Source organism: Nocardia sp. NPDC051981 (assembly GCF_040680715.1).
GTDB lineage: Bacteria > Actinomycetota > Actinomycetes > Mycobacteriales > Mycobacteriaceae > Nocardia.
This window is the reverse complement of the sequence record NZ_JBFAXK010000001.1, coordinates 238,213-255,222: the sequence shown is the minus strand read 5'-3', so window position 1 is coordinate 255,222 and position 17,010 is coordinate 238,213. Positions and strand designations below refer to the sequence as shown.

General features: G+C 66.0%; 13 protein-coding genes. 11 read left to right on the top strand and 2 right to left on the bottom strand.

Features of this window, described 5'->3' with window-relative positions; translation table 11 throughout:
• The first annotated feature begins 44 nt into the window (after positions 1-44).
• The 9 genes from AB0L60_RS01140 (at position 45) to AB0L60_RS01100 (ending at position 9,756) form a co-directional block, all read left to right on the top strand.
• Positions 45-359, top strand: coding sequence for a PE family protein (locus tag AB0L60_RS01140; RefSeq protein WP_364605498.1), 315 nt, complete (start codon positions 45-47; stop codon positions 357-359).
• 18 nt (positions 360-377) lie between these two features.
• Entirely contained in the window at positions 378-1,406 is a 1,029-nt protein-coding gene (locus AB0L60_RS01135) for a PPE domain-containing protein (RefSeq protein ID WP_364605496.1), read from the top strand.
• The gene (locus AB0L60_RS01130) at positions 1,403-2,191 is read left to right on the top strand and encodes an ESX secretion-associated protein EspG (protein ID WP_364605494.1); all 789 of its coding nucleotides are present in this window, start codon (positions 1,403-1,405) and stop codon (positions 2,189-2,191) included. Before AB0L60_RS01135 ends, AB0L60_RS01130 begins: the two co-directional genes overlap by 4 nt.
• Before the next feature lie 92 nt (positions 2,192-2,283).
• A complete protein-coding gene (locus AB0L60_RS01125; RefSeq protein ID WP_354830426.1) occupies positions 2,284-2,595 on the top strand; it encodes a WXG100 family type VII secretion target in 312 nt (103 codons plus the stop codon).
• Between the two features lie 46 nt (positions 2,596-2,641).
• Positions 2,642-2,974 (top strand): hypothetical protein, encoded by a 333-nt coding sequence (locus AB0L60_RS01120; protein ID WP_354830425.1) that lies wholly within the window; start codon positions 2,642-2,644, stop codon positions 2,972-2,974.
• A 119-nt stretch (positions 2,975-3,093) separates the two neighbouring features.
• Positions 3,094-4,605 (top strand): type VII secretion protein EccB, encoded by a 1,512-nt coding sequence (eccB, locus tag AB0L60_RS01115; protein WP_364605491.1) that lies wholly within the window; start codon positions 3,094-3,096, stop codon positions 4,603-4,605.
• Between the two features lie 161 nt (positions 4,606-4,766).
• Entirely contained in the window at positions 4,767-5,957 is a 1,191-nt protein-coding gene (locus AB0L60_RS01110) for a hypothetical protein (RefSeq protein ID WP_364605489.1), read from the top strand.
• The gene (locus AB0L60_RS01105) at positions 5,954-7,831 is read left to right on the top strand and encodes a serine/threonine-protein kinase (RefSeq protein WP_364605487.1); all 1,878 of its coding nucleotides are present in this window, start codon (positions 5,954-5,956) and stop codon (positions 7,829-7,831) included. Before AB0L60_RS01110 ends, AB0L60_RS01105 begins: the two co-directional genes overlap by 4 nt.
• Entirely contained in the window at positions 7,831-9,756 is a 1,926-nt protein-coding gene (locus tag AB0L60_RS01100) for a serine/threonine-protein kinase (protein WP_364605485.1), read from the top strand. The genes AB0L60_RS01105 and AB0L60_RS01100 overlap by 1 nt, the downstream gene beginning before the upstream one ends.
• 146 nt (positions 9,757-9,902) lie before the next feature.
• On the opposite strand, the gene eccE is transcribed toward AB0L60_RS01100, so the two are convergent.
• Complete coding sequence (eccE, locus tag AB0L60_RS01095) at positions 9,903-12,053, bottom strand: type VII secretion protein EccE (RefSeq protein ID WP_364605483.1); 2,151 nt, start codon at positions 12,051-12,053, stop codon at positions 9,903-9,905.
• 14 nt (positions 12,054-12,067) lie between these two features.
• Entirely contained in the window at positions 12,068-13,903 is a 1,836-nt protein-coding gene (gene eccA / locus AB0L60_RS01090) for a type VII secretion AAA-ATPase EccA (RefSeq protein WP_364605481.1), read from the bottom strand.
• A gap of 210 nt (positions 13,904-14,113) precedes the next feature.
• Between eccA and eccD the strand changes: the two genes are divergently transcribed.
• Together eccD and mycP are read left to right on the top strand one after the other, a co-directional pair.
• On the top strand, positions 14,114-15,535 hold the full coding sequence (gene eccD / locus AB0L60_RS01085) for a type VII secretion integral membrane protein EccD (protein ID WP_364605479.1): 1,422 nt from the start codon (positions 14,114-14,116) through the stop codon (positions 15,533-15,535).
• Positions 15,532-17,004 carry a type VII secretion-associated serine protease mycosin gene (mycP, locus tag AB0L60_RS01080; RefSeq protein WP_364605477.1) on the top strand — a complete coding sequence of 491 codons (1,473 nt, stop codon included), beginning with the start codon at positions 15,532-15,534 and terminating at the stop codon, positions 17,002-17,004. Before eccD ends, mycP begins: the two co-directional genes overlap by 4 nt.
• The last annotated feature ends 6 nt before the right edge of the window (positions 17,005-17,010 follow it).

The window sequence follows — 17,010 nt, the reverse complement described above, 5'->3', positions numbered from 1 at the left end:
TGTGATGTAGGGACCGAATTGCCAGGGGTAACAGGAGGATTGGCATGAGCACCAACGCATTCGACGGTCTGCGCTTCGACGCCTCGACCGCGCGCGACGCCGCGGCCCAGCTGGATGCGCTCGCCGACCGCATCGCCAACGGACTGGGCGTCGAGCAGGTCAAGCTCGACTTCGCGCCCGCCGGAGCGGATGAGGTGTCGCAGCGTGCCGCGCAGACACTCAACGCGGTGGCCGCGTCCTTCGTGACCTCCGGCGGCGACGGCGTCACCGAACTGCGCAATCTCGCGTCGACGCTGCGTAGTCAGTTCGACACCTTCGGGCAGGTCGAGGAGCAGTCCGTCCTCGGCTTCGCCGGCTGAGCGGAGAGACCTTCCCCGATGCTGGAACCGACGAAACCCGGCTTCACCGAGACGGTTTGGGAGTCCCGGCCGCCCGAACAGCTGGCGCGCGACCTGGTGACGGGTGCCGGTGCGGTACCCGCCGCCGAGGCCGGTCTCGCGTGGACGCGATTGAGCGCGGGTTTCGCGGCTGCCGCCGTCGAATACGAGCGGATTCTCGTAATCCTCGACAGCGCTTGGGAATCCAAGAACAGCGGTCCGTTCATCGAACGCATCAAGGCGTTGCGGGACTGGCTCTGTGCGTCCGCGGCGGCCGCCGCTGGTAACGCCACACAGGCCGAATCACACGCTGCGGCATATGAACTCGCGAAACTGTCCATGCCGGACGTCGATGAGGTCGAGAAGCTCAAAGACCTCCAGCAGCTGATGCAGCAGCTCGGTCTGGCCGCCGGCCTGCCGCTGCTGGGCGGACTGGCGACGACCGAGACCGACGCCGAGAAGGCGAAAGCTGAGGCAGCCCGGGTGATGCGGACGTACGAGGCCGCCACCGAATCGCTGGCCAAACCCTGGGAACACCAGGCGCCGCCACAGGTGACCGCAGGGCTGACGCCTACAGAGCAACCGGCCGAACCTGTGGGGAACCCGGATACGCCGTCGATCGCGCCGACCTCGCTGCCGACCTTGTCCCTCGACTCGCTCAACCTGCCGCCGATGCCACTGACCCAGGTGCGCGCGACAACTGTCGAGGCCAAGGAGGCGACGACGCAACGTGTGGTGACGCAGCCGGTTGCGGTTCAGCAGACCGGCACGTCGATGGCACCCACCGCCATGGGCAGTACAGGGCAGGACAACGACGAAGAGCACATCCCGCGCGCCGGACTCGTGGGTGCACCCACCAGCGACGCCGAGCTGGGCCTCACCTCCGGCATGCAGGTCGCGCCCGCCGTGCTCGGCGGAATCGACCCGGCCGCGCAGCGCGCCCCGGTCGACATCGCGTTCAACGCGGGTAGTACTGGATCTGAAGGTGCCTCCGGCGCGAAAGAGTCCGGTCAAGAGGCCGCCTCATGACGACCCTCACCAACGACGGCGTGATCGCACTCGCTGGACACCTAGGTGTGCAGACCCTACCTCTGGTGCTATCGATCGGCCCGCAGCAGGATTCGTACCAGGAATGGGAACAGGCGCAGGAGCTAGCCCGCGCCGACCTACGCGCCCGTCGCATAGTCGACGCCCACGGTGATGTCGACACCGACACCGCCACAGCACTTTTCGTACTAGCTCAGCCCGACCGTGAACTGGCCATGCGTGTCCACACCGCCAACGGCCCCATCCGCGTCTGCGTCACCCGCCGCGCCGAAGACCACGCCGTCGCCATCCGCCGCGGCGACACCCTCGACATCCACCCCCTGTGGTCCGACGGCTCCGGCGCCTCCCTCGCCCGCCCCCTCCTCGACGCCCTCGGACCCTGCCCGCCCGCCGACCTCGCCGCCTTCAGCGCAGAGTCCACCGATCTGGCCGAACGCCTCGACACCGCAACAACTTCCGCGGAGTACGCGAGCACCGTCTACAGCCTTGGCGTCCCCGACACCGACGCCACCACCTACGGCCTCGCCCTCTCCGCCACCCACGCCTACGCCGAAATCGTGGCCTACGCCTACGCCGACGGCCTCACAGACCGATCGCCCGGAGCCGTCGCTGTCTACGACACCGCACGGGGCCGCATCGTGGCCGCACCGGGGGTCGCCCCGGACCAGCAACTCTGGTCCACGCTGACACCGGGCAGTGATCACCGTATCGCGCAGTCGATTTCAACTCTTATCGACTCGCTGCCTGGGGGGAGGTGGCTGTCGTGAGTCCCGCGTGACCCACCTACAGCTGATCCACCCCGAACCGGTGATGCACAGCGCATCGCCTATCTATTCCGAGAAAAGGCAAGGTACAGACGATGACCGGATCTATTTCAAATGACGCGGCAGTTGCGAAGGCCGCGCAGAGCCATATGGCTGACGTAGTCGCGTCCGTCAAGGACATCCTGCGCAAGATCACCGACCGCGTGGACTCGTCCAAGGACAGCTTCCAGGGTGACGCTGCTGATTCGTTCAAGGCTGCGGCGGTCGCGTGGGATGACGAGTCCGTGAAGCTGAACGCCGCCCTGGACGAATTCGAGAAGAAGGTCGGCCAGGGTACCGACGTGTTCAGCAACGTGGATATCTCCAACAAGGACGACTTCAGCAAGGCTCTCACGAACCTCGGCTAGTCGGTCACCGCTCACCAGACTTCTCAACACTGCAAAGGAATACGCAATGCTTTACGACGCCGCAGGGATGACCTCCCTCGTCCAGGACCTCCGTCAGTTCCACAAGGACCTCGTCGCCGTTGCCGGTGACGGCCAGTCCAAGGTCGATACCTCCAGCGATCTCGGCCAGGCTGTCGAGCGCCTGAAGCAGGCGTGGTCGAACCCGAACAGCGGCGCGGAGAACGGCGCACTGGAAGGTGTTACCGCCGCGAAGTCCGACTGGGACAACGCGTACGCCGAAAAGTGCCTGTCGACGTTGGACGCCGTTGCCACCGCGGTGGAGAGCGCGCTGCACAACGCCCTCAGCGCGGACAACAAGGTCAAGAACGCCTTCATGTAACGAGGACGTCTGTGCCGATCCGACAGCGCACGCCTCCAGCTAGGAGGGGTGCGCTGTCGTCGGTCGGCGGCCAGTAATCTCTACGCCCGTAGTTCCCGGCTCGACGGAGGATTTGGTTAGTGCCAGCACAATTGAGCACGCGTGCCCAGGTCAATGGGTACCGCTTTCTGCTGCGCCGACTCGACCACGCGTTGATCCGTCGGGACGTTCGAATGCTGCACGATCCCATGCGGTCGCAGTTTCGATCTCTGATGGTCGGAGCGGTTCTCGCGTTGCTCGTGGTCGCCGGTGCGGCAATCATGGCTTTCATTCGCCCGCAGGGATCCATCGGTGACGCGAACATCGTGATGGGCAAGGACAGCGGAGCACTCTACGTCGTAGTGCGGGACAAAGACGATAAAACCAAGATGACCTTGTACCCGACGCTGAATCTCGCATCGGCGCGGTTGATCTCGGGTACCAGCGAAACTCCGAAATCAGTCAAGGACAGCAAGCTCAACACGGTTCCGCGCGGACCGATTCTCGGCATCCCCGGTGTGCCTGCGGCTTTACCGGGCACTGGGCAGGGCGAGCGGTCCCAATGGACGCTCTGCGACAGGGTGCCGTTGTCGGCATCCGGTGGCGCAGCCTCGTCCTCCGGTGCAGAAACCACGATTATCTCTGGCAGCCTCGAGCTGAGCGATCGCGTCAAGGCCGTCGATTCGAACTCGACTATTTGGGCGAGCAAGGGCGGCAAGGACTATCTGATCTACGATGGTAAGGTCGCGGAGTTCGATCGCACGAAGGACTCGATAGCGCAAGCATTGGGCTTGAGCGGCAAGCGATCGCGGCCCGCTACTACCGACCTGATCGGTGCTGCGGTCAAGGTGCCGCCTCTGGTTCCGCCCACTATCCCTCGCATCGGGGAGAACGGCCTGGGCAAGCTGAACAATGTGCCGGTAGGCGGCATCGTGAAGGTGGCGGCACTGGACGGTTCCGACCGGTCCGACTTGTATGTCGTGTTGGCTGACGGTGTGCAGCGCATTTCGGCGTTCACCGCGCAGGTCATCGGCTCCGACAACTCTCAGGGCATGAACGGCTTCAAGTCCGTGACACCAGACGTGCTGAACGGAATCCCGGTTGTGCATTCCCTGCCGGTCGACGACTTCCCAAACGCCACACCGAAGATTATTACCGCCGAGGACAACCCGGTTGCCTGTGTCACCTGGGCGAAGAAGAGCGGTCTCGGGAAGGAGCAGCCGGACGCAACAGAGGGGCCCTCGGATCGGGCTACGGTCCAACTGCTGCTCGGCACACGTCTGCCGCTGCCCGACTCACAGAAGCCGGTGGACCTGGCTACCAAGGATGGGGCAGCGGGCGACCGTGTCGACGCTGTGTACGTGCCACCCACTACGGGTGAGTTCGTCCGTACTACTGGTGTCGAACCGGGTAGTCAGCGACGCGAGAATCTGTTCTACATCTCTGACAACGGAATCCGTTACGGCATCCCGGATCTCGCAACGGCACAGATGCTCGGGCTGGGTGCTACGCCACATCTGGCACCGTGGGAGATCATCGGCCAACTCGTTCCAGGTCCCACCTTGTCCAAGCAGGACGCCTTGAAGAACTGGGACACTCTGCCGACGCAGTAGCGACGACTGCCCGTGCTCCTACACGTTCGATGCCGAATGGTCTTGTCATCCGTCCGGTGTTAGGTTGTCCTGTGCCTGGGCGGGTCCAACCACGGACAGTACGGCTCGGAATTCGAATTTGGAGGGGTCCGCCGAGAGCGCGCGGAGTTGGGGAGGGATGTATGCGGTTCAGGCTGAGGAGAGCCGCCGCTGCCGCGGTCGGGCTCGTCGTACTGGCGGGGATGGCGGCTTGTGGTGGAAGTGGCGGGGATACATCGGATTACGGACCGTATTCCGGCAAGCCGAGCACGTCGGATTTCGACCAGAAGCCCAGCAAAGCTCGGGGCATGCTCGTGGAATCGTTGCGGTTGGGCGAACACATCATGTATGCGACGGACATCGATCCGGAGATCGGAATGGGTCGGGGCGGCGGCGTTTTCGCCGACCGTCTCGGCCTCGGCCTCGGCGATTCGGTTATCTCCGCGCCGGAGACGCGCGCCGCTAACGGTCACGACCCGCTCGCGGCCTTCGGGGCGATGGCAGCGAGTAAATCTTATGCGGACTATACGGCCGGGAAACCACAGAAGTTCCTAGCGACGTCGCTGGTCGAGTTCCCCGACGAGGCGGCGGCGAGTGCGGCGGCAGCCGATATGGATCGGGCCGACTTCGAGGCGAATGCCGATAACGTGCCTGTGGCGGTTGATGCTTTTCCGGCCGCGATCAGCCATTGGCGGCCAGGCATTCCCACGCTCGGGAGCACCATGGCCTACAAGTCGCTGGTTATCCGGGTGTACGTACAGTCGCTGGACCCGGATCTCGGAACGCTGGTCGACATGGTCACCCGGTCGTACCGGCGACAGATCGATCTGCTCGCGAACTACACGCCGACCCCGTCGGCGGATCTGCCCAAACTGCAACTTGATCCGGGCAAGCTGTTGCCCCGGACGGTGTTGACCGACGACCCTATGCCCACCGCCATGAAGTTCGCCGTCTGGGGAGTGCACGCCTACTCGGCGCTGCTAGACAGTCCCGCGGAGGATGCGAAGGCGAATGCCGAGCACGGCATCAACACAGTGGCGGTCTCCTATAACAAGCGCCTGTTCAAGATGCGCGACGCCACTGCGGCCAAGAACTACGCCGGATATCTCGACGGGCAACCGGGCGACACCGAATACATACCGATCAGGGGAGTGTCCGGACTGCCCGATGTGGCCTGCCGCCAGCTCTCCAAACCCTCGAAAAATCTGGAAGCCAGGCGTTTCCGTTGTGTGATGTTCCGCGGTGAGTACGTCGCGACGGTGTACAGCAATACCGATATCGATTTGAGGCAGCTGGCTGGCGCGCAGTATTCGGTCATGGGAGGGACGGTATGAAGGCGCTGACGCCGCAGGATCCGAAATGGCTGGGGCGCAATCGCACTATCGCGGTTATCGGGCGGGGTGGCATGGGCCGAGTGCTGCTGGGCCGCACGCCGACCGGACGACTGGTTGCGATCAAGCAGATTCACCCGCACCTGGCCGGAGATCCGCAATTCCGAGACCGGTTCGCTCGCGAGGTGGAGGCCTGTCGGCAGCTCACCGGTGCCTACACCGCAGCCGTGATCGACAGCGACACGGAATCCGAGAGTCCCTGGCTGGCCACCGAGTACATCAATGCCCCCGACCTGAAGACTGTCATCGACGAGTGCGGGCCGTTGAACCTCGGTGGGCTGCGGCTGCTCGCCACCGGGTTGGCGTCCGCGTTACTGGAGATCCACCGCGCCGGGCTACTGCATCGAGATCTCAAGCCGGGCAACGTTCTTCTGACCGGCGAAGGCCCACGGATCATCGACTTCGGCATTGCCCGTGCCCAGGACAGCGACGCACTGACCGCTACCGGCACAGTCTTGGGATCCCCGGCCTACATGTCGCCGGAGCAGGCCGAGGGGCGGCCCCTCACGGCTGCCGCGGACGTGTACTCGGTGGGCGCGATTCTGGCCATGGCGGCGACGGGTTCCAGTCCGTTCCCGGGTGTTTCGACACCGCAGGTCCTTTACAGCGTCATCCATACCATGCCCAACACCGAGGGCGTGCCGGTTGCGCTGCGGGAGTCGGTGGACGCCTGCCTGTCGAAGGATCCGGCCCGGAGGCCGACAGCGGAAGAGCTGCTGGACGCGGCGAGCCGGATTCAGCCCGAGCCCATGTGGCCCGCTCCGGTGACGGCCCGGATCGACGCGCACCGTGCGGACTCCGACTGGTGGGTCCATACCTCAGAAAGGGAGTCGAAGCTCGAGGAGGAGGTGGAACAGGCCAAGTCCAATCGACGCAGGATGCTGAGATTGGTCGCGGCGGCCGCGGCGACTCTGGTGGTGCTCGGCACGGGAACCTTCGGGGTGTGCGAAATATCCATGCAGAGCGGGCATTCGCAGGCGATGGCCGATCCCTCGCTGACGGTCACGACCATGGAGTTGCAACAGCTCGATACTTGCAAGGTGCTCGATCTCGTGACGCCGAAGCTGGGCACGCGGGTCAAGGCTCCGAGCATGCAATACAGCGGATGCGAGACAACGGTCACCGACTCGGACCAGCACAAGATCAGTGTGGAACTGGATAACTTCACCTCGGCCGGCGAAGTGGAGCAGACCACGGAGCCCACCGGCCAGACTGTGGGCTGGGTACCGATCCTTCGTAACAAGAGTGGGTACAGTGCGTGCGATCGCTATGTTCTCACGCAGAGTGGTGGCCACAACGCCCTGAAGATCCAGATCTACGCACCCAACGGCGGTGACGGCTGCGCGATGGCGGACAAGGCGATCACGGCCGTCGTGCAGCAGCTCACCGTGTACGCACCCCAGTTGAAGCTTCCGCAGAACTCGATTCTGCGCGTTGACCCGTGCTCGTTGCTGGACCCGACGCTCGCAGGTGGCCTTGCTGGTGACCCCGCCCGGCGCGTTCGTGGTGCCGGTGACTGCTACTACCAAGGCGGCACCGGAACCGTCGAAGTCACACTGCAGCACACTGATCGGCTCGACAAGGACAACACCCGGTACGAGACCATTCAGATCGGGCAAACCACGGCCTACATCGAGAAGCTCTGGTTGAAGGCCTCGAATGGCAACTGCGAAGTGAAATACCAGGCCCGCCTGACCACCAACGACAAGGCCGAAATCGTCAGGACCCGGATCAGCGACTGGGGAAAGGCCGACACGGGTTCATGCGAGAAGGCCAAGAAGCTCATGGCCGATGTGCTACCGAGGCTGCCGAAGTAATGGCGGTTAAGCCACTCGATCCCGCCGAGCCCCGAGTCATCGGCCGCTATCGAGTCCTGGGAGTTCTGGGTTCGGGCGGAATGGGCCGGGTACTGCTCGGTATCGGGCCCGACGGGCGATTCGTGGCGATCAAGCAGATTCATCAGCACCTGCTGGGCGAATACGAGTATCGGGCCCGGTTTCGGCGTGAGGTCAACGCTAGCACCCGGGTGTCGGGTGCCTTCACCGCTCCGGTGGTCGATTTCGACGTGGACGGTGGAAACCCCTGGCTCGCTTCGGTATTCGTGGTTGGCATGCCGCTGGACAAGGTGGTGGCCGAGTTCGGGCCACTGCCGGTGCCCGCGGTCAAGGCGTTGGCCGCCGGTCTGGCGGTGGCCCTACAGGATATTCACAGGCTCGGGCTGGTGCATCGAGATCTCAAGCCCGCCAATGTGATGCTCACGGCGGAGGGGCCGCGCGTGATCGACTTCGGAATCGCGCAGCTCCACGAGAACCCGAGCGGATTGACCGAAACCGGTTCCGCCTTGGGCTCTCCCGCCTACATGTCTCCGGAGCAAGCTTCGGCAGAGCCGATCACCCCGGCGAGCGACATCTTCTCCCTGGGTGCGCTGCTGGTCATGGCGGCGACCGGCAAGAGCCCCTTTGCCGCCCCCTCCATGGCGTACACGCTGTTCAATATCGTGCACGCGGAACCGGATTGGGGTCAGATGGCACCGGAGCTGCGTCATCTGATCGCCCCCTGCTTGGCGAAGAGACCGGAGTATCGCCCCACTCCTGCGCAATTGCTGGACCAGATCGGATGGCTGCCGGAAGGTGCCGCGCCGTGGCCGGGACCGGTACACGCTGGAATCCAGCGGCAGCTCGCCGGGCTCACCGCTCTGACCTCGAACCCTGACGCGACCGTCATCGTCTCGGGCAACGGCCATCAGGCCACCGTCATGGGCACGGGGTTCGAGGTGGCCGATGTGCCGGGGTCGGGCAAGGCCGGGTCACGTGGAAGCAAGATAGCCCGGCGTGTGGGCCTGGCCGCGCTGCTGGTGCTGCTATTGGTCGCGGGTGCGATCACCTGGGTTCGACTGTCGGACAAGCCAGCCGGAACGAATACTGTCGCCGCGATGCTCGATCGATTGCGCAATGCCGATGCCTGCGCGTGGCTCCAGCAGTCGATGCAGGGCTCGGTCCCGTCGGATTCGGACTGGCCCAGCGATGCCTCGACGTGGAATCCCGATACCTATCTGAGCTGGGAATGTGCGGTCCACAAATCAGGCGGCCAATACATGACGGTCAAGCCCGGTGCCAGCACGGATCTGCTGCAGGGGACCGGTCGAAGCGTAGACGGTTTGCCGATCCTCGGCGACGACGACGCCACCTTTTCGGAGTGCCGACGGGGCGTCGACATCTCCGGCACGAACCAGAAGTGGGGCATTGTAGTCACATTGGGCAAAGCCACGTCATGCGACCTTGCCGAAAAGGTACTCACCCGGCTGGTCGCCACGCGGAATACGCCGCCGCAGCGGTCCGATGCCGTATCCCTGGGCCGGATCGATCCGTGCGGGCTGGTTTCCGACAAGCGGTTGGACGATGCGGTCGGACCGGTTGCGGCCGCGCCGACGGATGTTTCCGCGCATGAATGCCACTGGCAGGGAACGTCCGAGGTGCGACTTCAGCTGAATTTCGTGAAATCCAATGAAGTCGCCGTGAACGTACCGATCGACCTCGGCAACGGCAAGACGGCCATCCCGCACAACCATGTCGTGGATACGATCTGCACGCTCGAATATCCCTATCGCTCCGTCGGCGACAAGATCGAACTGGTCCAGCTGGCATTGCAAGGCGAAGGCGAAGGCAGCGACCTGTACCAGAAGATCTGCTCCGCAACGAAATCCATCATGCAGGAAGTAATCGCCAACTTACCCAAGCGCTGAACTGCGGGGGCCGAACCGACTGAGGCAGCTCGGCGTCCTGCTTGTTCGCGAGTGCCGGCCTCAAGGGCGTTCGAAATCCACCCGAGTAGCAGGCTGCCGCAGGTTATCTCCGTCGACCGGGGTAAATCGGCACGAACAACTATCGATCAGCGCCGGGCTGGGGCCCCGCTGAGGTAATGCTGTTCGGCCGGCGTGGTGACCATTTGCGCGGTGGTCATGGTGGCGGGGGTGTGCACCGAGATGGTGTGCGGCGCGTCCGGGTGCTGGACGATCGTCACGTCGGCGTCGGGTTGGTAGTCGGCGGAGATGGATTCGTGGATCGTGACCACCGTGGCCGAGCCGGGGGGAGCGCTGGCCGGGACACCGTCGAAGACGATGACCGTGGCGGCCGGGCTGGGGAGGCGGCCGGTGATGGCGGTGCCGCGGGAGCTGTGGGTTACCGAGGAGGCCAGGGAGAGGGCGTGGGGGGCGGCGACATTCGTCACCATGCCCTGCCAGGCGCCGGGGCGGGCCGTGTGGACCACCGCGCCGGCGCCGAGGGCGATGGCGCGGAGGATGACCTGTTGGGCCAGTTGGAGGCTGGCGATGATGTCGATGCGGCGGGAGCCGTCGCCGATGAGGGGGACCGCGATGCCGCTGCCGGTGGCGTCGGCGCCGATGAGCTGGCCGCAGCCCGCTGTCGGCATGGTGATGTCGGTGAGGACGTCCACGGGGCCGCGGTAGCCGCTGGGGCGAATCTCCTGGGTGCCGTAGGCGAGGATGTCCATGAGCGCCCACATTTGGCGGCGGGGTAGTTCCTTCAGGCCCGCGACCGGGGGTTCGCCGTGTTCGTAAGGAGTGTCGTAGCGGACGCGGGCGTCCACCTCGAAGATGCTCGCGGGCTGGCCGGGTTTCGCGCCGGGCTCGGGGACCGGTTGCAGGCGGACGGTTACCGTGGTGGCCAGGCTGCGCACGGCCCAGATCTTGGCCAATCCATCGGAATTGAAGAGCTGGGGATCGATCTGGTAGCTCGTCAGATGAACCCCGTTGTGCTCCAGGTTGTCCGGGTGCTCGGTGAATTCGCCGACGGGAATACCGCGGGTGAGCTCACGCATCGCGGTCGTCATCTCGGACGTTGTCAGTACGGACGCCGTAATGCCGTGCCCGGCAAGGCGATTCGCGACCCGGCGAGTGGCGACCAGGGCCGAGCGCAGGGCGCCCTCGGGACCGCCGCCGCGATTGTCGACGGCCTTGGCGTTGTCGAGCGGATTCAGGCGCAGCACCAGCCACATGGTGCGGTGTGCGATGGCGGGCAGCGGGCCCAGGATCTCGTCGTAGAGCCGGCCCAGCGGTGCGATGCTGGCCGCGTAGCCGGAGATCACCGCCTCGGTGCTGGCGGTGCGGGTGCCGGTGCTGATGACATCGACCGAATGCAGCTCGACATCGTATTGCCGCAGGCAGGCCGCGATCTCGTTGAGCGGCAACAGCTGATCGGTACTCAGTGAACCGCGCCGCAGCAACGTCAGCATGTCCGGCGGCGGATCGATGCGCAGCATGGTGGTCAACAGCGTGCCGTCCCAGCGCAATCCGCAGCTGCCGCCATCGGGCAGCGGGACGTCGACCAGGGCGTTCTCGTCGAGACTCGCGCGCCGTGCCTGCTTCCAGCGATACGCGACCCACCGCCCCAGCCGCAGCCCGATCGGCGTGCCGGCCACCGGGACCAGCCCGATGAGCGCGGGCACCAGCCCGGCCACCAACGCCGCCCACCAGGGTGCGTGCAGCGCCACCACGACCAACGAGACCGCGACTCCGATCAAGGCCGCCGGAATCACCAGGCGCAGCGGCAGATTCCGCAGCAGCCACAGATCATCCGAACTCAACTCGGCCGCAACGGCATTCGCCGCGGAACGGTTCGCTGCGGACTGCGAGTGCTGCCCCTGAGGCTCCACAGGCTCCGGTGCGGACTGTGCCGCCGCCGGGGGACGCGGTTGCGGCGGCGCCGGTCGCGGCGGCGCGGCTACGGGCGAGCCGCCGTGCGAGAACTCGTCGAACCCGCCATGCCCGAAATCGCCGTCCCCGCTGCGTGAATAGCCGCTCGCCGCACCGGTCGGCGCGAAGTTGCCGCTGGGCCCGAAGCCCGGCTCGCCCTGTCCGTATTCGCGCGGTCCGCCTTGGCCGTAGCCGCCCGGACCGCCCTGCGGGTAACCGCTCGGCGGCCGGCCGTGCCGCCCATCTCCGGGGTAACCCCCGTCCCCGAATTGGTTCCCACCATTTCCGCCCGGCTGATAGCCGCCCGCTCCCCGCGGAAAGTCGTTCACAGTTCAGTTGCCCCTCAGTCGGCGGCCGACGACAGGTTGAGTGACGCGAGCAGGCTGCTCAGCGCGGCTTTCATATCGGGGCCCTCGATCCGCATGAGCACCGATTCGTCGACGGCGCTCAGATCGATGGATTCGTCATTGGCCAGGCGGAATTCGCGTTCCTCCTCGGCGGCCTCAATCAGGTTGCGGATGAAACGGCCGTTGCCGGCCACGTCGACACCGCGGCGCGGTTGCCCGCTCTGGTCGGTGCTCTCCATGGTGTAGAGCTTCTCGCAGGTCGTGACCAAGGCGCGCAGTGCGTCCTCGGACAGCTCCGAATCCCGCTTGGACGCGACGACCTCGCCGATCCGGCCGAGCTCTTCCGCCGTGTAGGACGGGAACTGGAGCCGCTTGGCGAAGCGGGAGGCCAGACCGTCGTTGGCGGCCAGGAAGCGGTCGATCTCGCCGTCGTATCCGGCGATGATCACCACCAGGCGGTCGCGGTCGTTCTCCATGCGGGCCAGCAGCGTGTCGACGGCCTCGCGGCCGAACGCGTCACCACCCGAAAGACCCTGCTGGATCAGGGTGTACGCCTCGTCTATGAACAGCACGCCGTCCATGGCGGTGTCGATCAGCGCGTCGGTCTTGATGGCGGTCGAACCCAGGTGCTGGCCGACGAAGTCGGAGCGCTTGGTCTCGACGACCTTGTCGGTCTTGAGAATGCCCAGGCCGCAATAGATCTTGGCGACCACGCGCGCGATGGTGGTCTTACCGGTTCCGGGCGGGCCGGTGAACGCGAGATGCTGACCGCGCGCCGAGCTCGAAAGTCCCTTCTCCGCACGGATCTTCGCGAGCTGAGCACTCGACTGCAGCTTGGCCACCTGCGTCTTCACCGCGGCCAGGCCGATCTGCTTGTCCAGCTCGGCGCGCGCCTGCGCCAGGATCTCCTTGGCCCGGTCCTCGTGCTCGGCTGCCTGCTTCTCCTCCAGCGAGGGCGCCGAGGCCGGATCCCACCTGTCGGTGCGGGCCTCGATCACCTCCCTGGTGGTGAGGGTGATCCGATAGGTGCGGTCACGCATGGCCGCGGTGTTGGCGTCGAAATCCGGTGCCTGCGAATACACCTTCTCGAACAGCGACTGCGCCTCATCGGCCTGCCCCTGTTCGCGCAGGCACAGCCCGCGGCAGAACATGGCCGCGGTGCGCGCGGCCGGAATCGGGCCCGCCTCTGCGGCTTCCATCCGGCGAATCGCCTCACCGAACAGGCCCAGCTGCGCACACGCTGTGCCGACCATCACATGCGCGCCGGCCGCCAGATACGGGTCTTCCCAACCCTCGGAACCGGCCAGCACGGTCATCACATCCGGCCAGCGCTGAGTGTTGTAGTGCAGGATGCCGCGCACGTACTTGGCGATGCGGCCGTCGATTTCGAAATCCGGCTCGGAAGCTCGTGCCCGCCGGTGCTTTTCGAGTTCGCCGAGTACCTGCTCGGCCTCGTCGTACTGCTTCTCGGCGATCAGATGCGCGGCCCACGCCAGATGGATCTCGGTGAAACCGGCCAGCGGGTAATCGATGTAAAGGCCCGGCAGGAAACGTCCGGCAAGCTGCCGCGGCGCCAGCCCCAACCGGCGCTGTTCCCGCCCCAGCGAGACGGTGCTGCACTTGTACAGATTGCTCAGAACATCCTTGGTGACCTCGCCGGCGGCGGCCCGGCCCAGCCAGGCGTCGGCCATGGTGGGATCCCATTCGGTCGCGCGCTGGAAGGCGAGTTTGGCGTAGTCGAGGTCCCGGTTCGACTCCTGGCCCTCGATGCTCAACCCCAGTGACAGCACTCCCGCATCGAAGGCGCGTTGGGCCTGGCGAGTGTCGATCATCCTAGTCGAACCCCGAATTCGTCGAGCCTGGTTGGTCTTTCGTTCACAATCCCCACCCACACCATGCGAATCGCACGGCTGCGGACAGTCGGATACATTATGGTTAACCGCCCTGGGCGGGCAACTGTTGAGAGCTATAGGGGAGCAGTTCAGCTAGTGACAGCACAGTCGATCAGCGGCCCGAGGGCCGCTGAACCCGAATTGTGCCGTGTGTCCGTCATCGGGGGGAATACCCAGCTCGACGTCGGTCTGCCGGCCAACGTTCCGATCGCCGCCTTCATCGGTGATCTGGTGCGCCTCATCGAATCTCGCAATCCGGACCCGATCGGCGGTGAGGAGGGGGGAACACCACTCCAGTCGCAGCATTGGACGCTGGCCAAATTGGGACGCGACATGATCGCGCCCAGTCAGACGCTCAACGACGCCGAGATCTACGACGGTGAATTGCTGGTGCTGCGGGCGGTTTCCGCCAAGGAAGCGCCCGCGCTGTTCGACGACGTCATCGACGCTGTGTCGAGGCTCACGGCCGAGGAGTTCCGCAGCTGGTCCGTGACCGCCGCACGGTGGACCGGACTGGTGGCGGGGGTGGCCGCGGTCGCGTTCGCGGTTGTGCTGGGCCTGATCTCGCGATCCGGGGGCGACAAGTTCGTGGCGCCGCCGCTGCTGCTGGGCGGTGCCATCGCCGCGCTGGTCGCCGCCGCCATCGCCATGCGCAAGTACGCCGACGAGCTGACCGCGACCGTGCTCACGCTGTGCATGCTGCTGCTCACCTTCGGCGGCGCGGCGCTGGCCGTGCCCGGCTCGGTGGGCAGTCCGCACCTCATGCTCGGCGCGGCCGCGACCCTGCTGCTCGCCGTGGTCGGCTACCGCATCATCGGGGCGGGCGCCGCGGTGGTGTCCGCCGTCGTGACCGTGGTGATCCTCTCCGGAATCGGCGCGGCCGTCCGCATGATCTGGGATGCCGGGGTGCCGAAAGTGGCTGCGGGCGTATTGGTCGCGTCGATCATCCTGCTGTCGATGGTGGCGCGGCTGGCCGCCATGCTGGCGCGACTACCCGTGCCGCCGGTGCCCACCGCCGGCGCCGCCATCGATCCGGCCGACCACGAACCCCGCCCCACCATCGAGGGCATCGGCGCCATCGGCGCGACCGTGCTGCCCTCCGCGCACGGACTCGGGCAGCGTGCCCGCACCGCCAATCAGTTCCAGACCGGCATCGTCATCGGCAGTGCGCTGGGCGCCGTCGCCGGTGCGCTCGGCACGGCCGACCCGCTGCACTCCGACCGCTGGCAGGGCATCGCCCTGGCCGTCGTCATCTCGATCATTCTCTGCCTGCGCGGACGCTCGTTCGCCGATCTCACCCAGGCCGCCACGCTGATCGCCAGCGGCTGTGTCACTTTCATCGGTCTGGCGGTGCTGCTGGCACTGTCCGATGACGGGATGTTGCTCGTCTCCGCCGGACTGCTGCTGGTATTCGCGGTGGGAGCCGTCGGATTCGGCGTCATCGGCCCGCACGTCGAGGTCACCCCGGTCACCCGGCGCTTCAACGAACTGTTCGAATACGGCCTGATCGTCTTGATCGTCCCGTTGGTGCTGTGGATCATGGACGTCTACTCGACGGCTCGGAACATATGAGTCGGCGTCCTGGAAACTGGGCGCGAACACTGTGTGCGGGGGCGATTCTCGGCGGTGCGTTGCTGGGGCCGCAGGGCACCGCGGCGGCCACCGTCACCCAGCCCGATCCTGACCTCTCCCATATCGGGGATGCGCAGGCACTGGCCGGCAAGCCCGCGCCACCGGTGCCGACCCAGAAGAACGCGGTCTGCGTCGAACAGTCGCTGAAGGGTGACACCCCGCGCGATGAACCCGTCGCGCAGAAGGTGCTCGACCTGCCCGGGGCCTGGCAGGCCAACCCGGGGCCGAACCACAGGGGCGCGGGGCAGAAGGTCGCCGTGATCGACACGGGTGTGAATCGGCATCCGCGGCTGGCGAACCTGCAGGGCGGCGGGGATTACGTCTCCGACGGAGACGGCACCACCGAGGACTGCGACGGCCACGGCACCCTGGTCGCGGGCATCATCGCCGCTCAGCCCAGCGCGGACGACGCGTTCGTGGGAGTCGCGCCGGACGCGGAGATCCTGTCGATCCGTCAGCTCAGCGACGCCTACAAGGCCAAGGACTCCAATGGCGGGGACACGCCGGGCAGCATGAGCAAGTCGGGGTACGGCAATATGCAGACCCTCGCCGCGGCCGTGGTGCGCGCGGTGAATATGGGTGCGACCGTTATCAATATCTCCGAGGACGCCTGCACGGCCGCCGGTGGCGACACCGCGGACAGCGCGCTCGGCGACGCCGTGCGGTTCGCCTACGAACAGAACGTGGTCGTGGTCGTCGCCGCCGGCAATGTGGACCAGGCCAATGGCTGCGGAACGCAGAACGACCAGTACAGCAATACCAAGACCAGCTGGGACAAAGTGAAGACCATCGCCAGCCCGGCCTGGTTCAACAAGTACGTGCTGGCGGTCGCCTCGGTCGATCCCAGCGGCGGACCCTCCAGCTTCTCGCTCTACGGCCCGTGGGTCGGTGTCGCGGCGATCGGGACCAACATCGTCTCGCTCGACAACAAGCCCGGCGGAACCGGCCTGGTCAACGCCACCGGGCTCGACTCGGGCCAGAAGGCCATCAACGGAACCAGTTTCGCGGCGCCGTACGTGGCGGGCCTGGCGGCGCTGGTGCGGGCGAAGTACCCGGACTGGACCGCGCGGCAGGTGATGAACCAGATCATGCTCACCGCGCATCAGCCCGGCACCGGCCGCGATGACCGCGTCGGCGCGGGTCTGATCGATCCGGTCGCCGCCCTCACCGCGCAATTCCCGGCGAGCACGCTCACCGCGGACATGCCCGAGCTGCCGATCCATGTCGGGGCAGCGAAATCCCAGGCCTTCCCCACACCGCAAAAGCCTGTCGGCCCACCACGATTGCCGCGGCTGGTCGCCACCGTCGGAACCATCGTCTGTCTGTCCGCGCTGGGAATCGGTCTCGCCGTGTCGATTCCGTTCCGGCGACGCCGCCGCGACGACGAGCTACCCGACCTCGATTCCTAACGACCG

What these genes read in the sequence shown, in the direction of transcription:
- AB0L60_RS01100 (WP_364605485.1), top strand. Translation starts at nt 7,831, where the DNA reads ATGGCGGTTAAGCCACTCGATCCCGCCGAGCCCCGAGTCATCGGCCGC.
- AB0L60_RS01125 (WP_354830426.1), top strand. Translation starts at nt 2,284, where the DNA reads ATGACCGGATCTATTTCAAATGACGCGGCAGTTGCGAAGGCCGCGCAG.
- eccA (WP_364605481.1), bottom strand. Translation starts at nt 13,903, where the DNA reads ATGATCGACACTCGCCAGGCCCAACGCGCCTTCGATGCGGGAGTGCTG.
- AB0L60_RS01135 (WP_364605496.1), top strand. Translation starts at nt 378, where the DNA reads ATGCTGGAACCGACGAAACCCGGCTTCACCGAGACGGTTTGGGAGTCC.
- mycP (WP_364605477.1), top strand. Translation starts at nt 15,532, where the DNA reads ATGAGTCGGCGTCCTGGAAACTGGGCGCGAACACTGTGTGCGGGGGCG.
- AB0L60_RS01140 (WP_364605498.1), top strand. Translation starts at nt 45, where the DNA reads ATGAGCACCAACGCATTCGACGGTCTGCGCTTCGACGCCTCGACCGCG.
- AB0L60_RS01110 (WP_364605489.1), top strand. Translation starts at nt 4,767, where the DNA reads ATGCGGTTCAGGCTGAGGAGAGCCGCCGCTGCCGCGGTCGGGCTCGTC.
- AB0L60_RS01105 (WP_364605487.1), top strand. Translation starts at nt 5,954, where the DNA reads ATGAAGGCGCTGACGCCGCAGGATCCGAAATGGCTGGGGCGCAATCGC.
- AB0L60_RS01120 (WP_354830425.1), top strand. Translation starts at nt 2,642, where the DNA reads ATGCTTTACGACGCCGCAGGGATGACCTCCCTCGTCCAGGACCTCCGT.
- AB0L60_RS01130 (WP_364605494.1), top strand. Translation starts at nt 1,403, where the DNA reads ATGACGACCCTCACCAACGACGGCGTGATCGCACTCGCTGGACACCTA.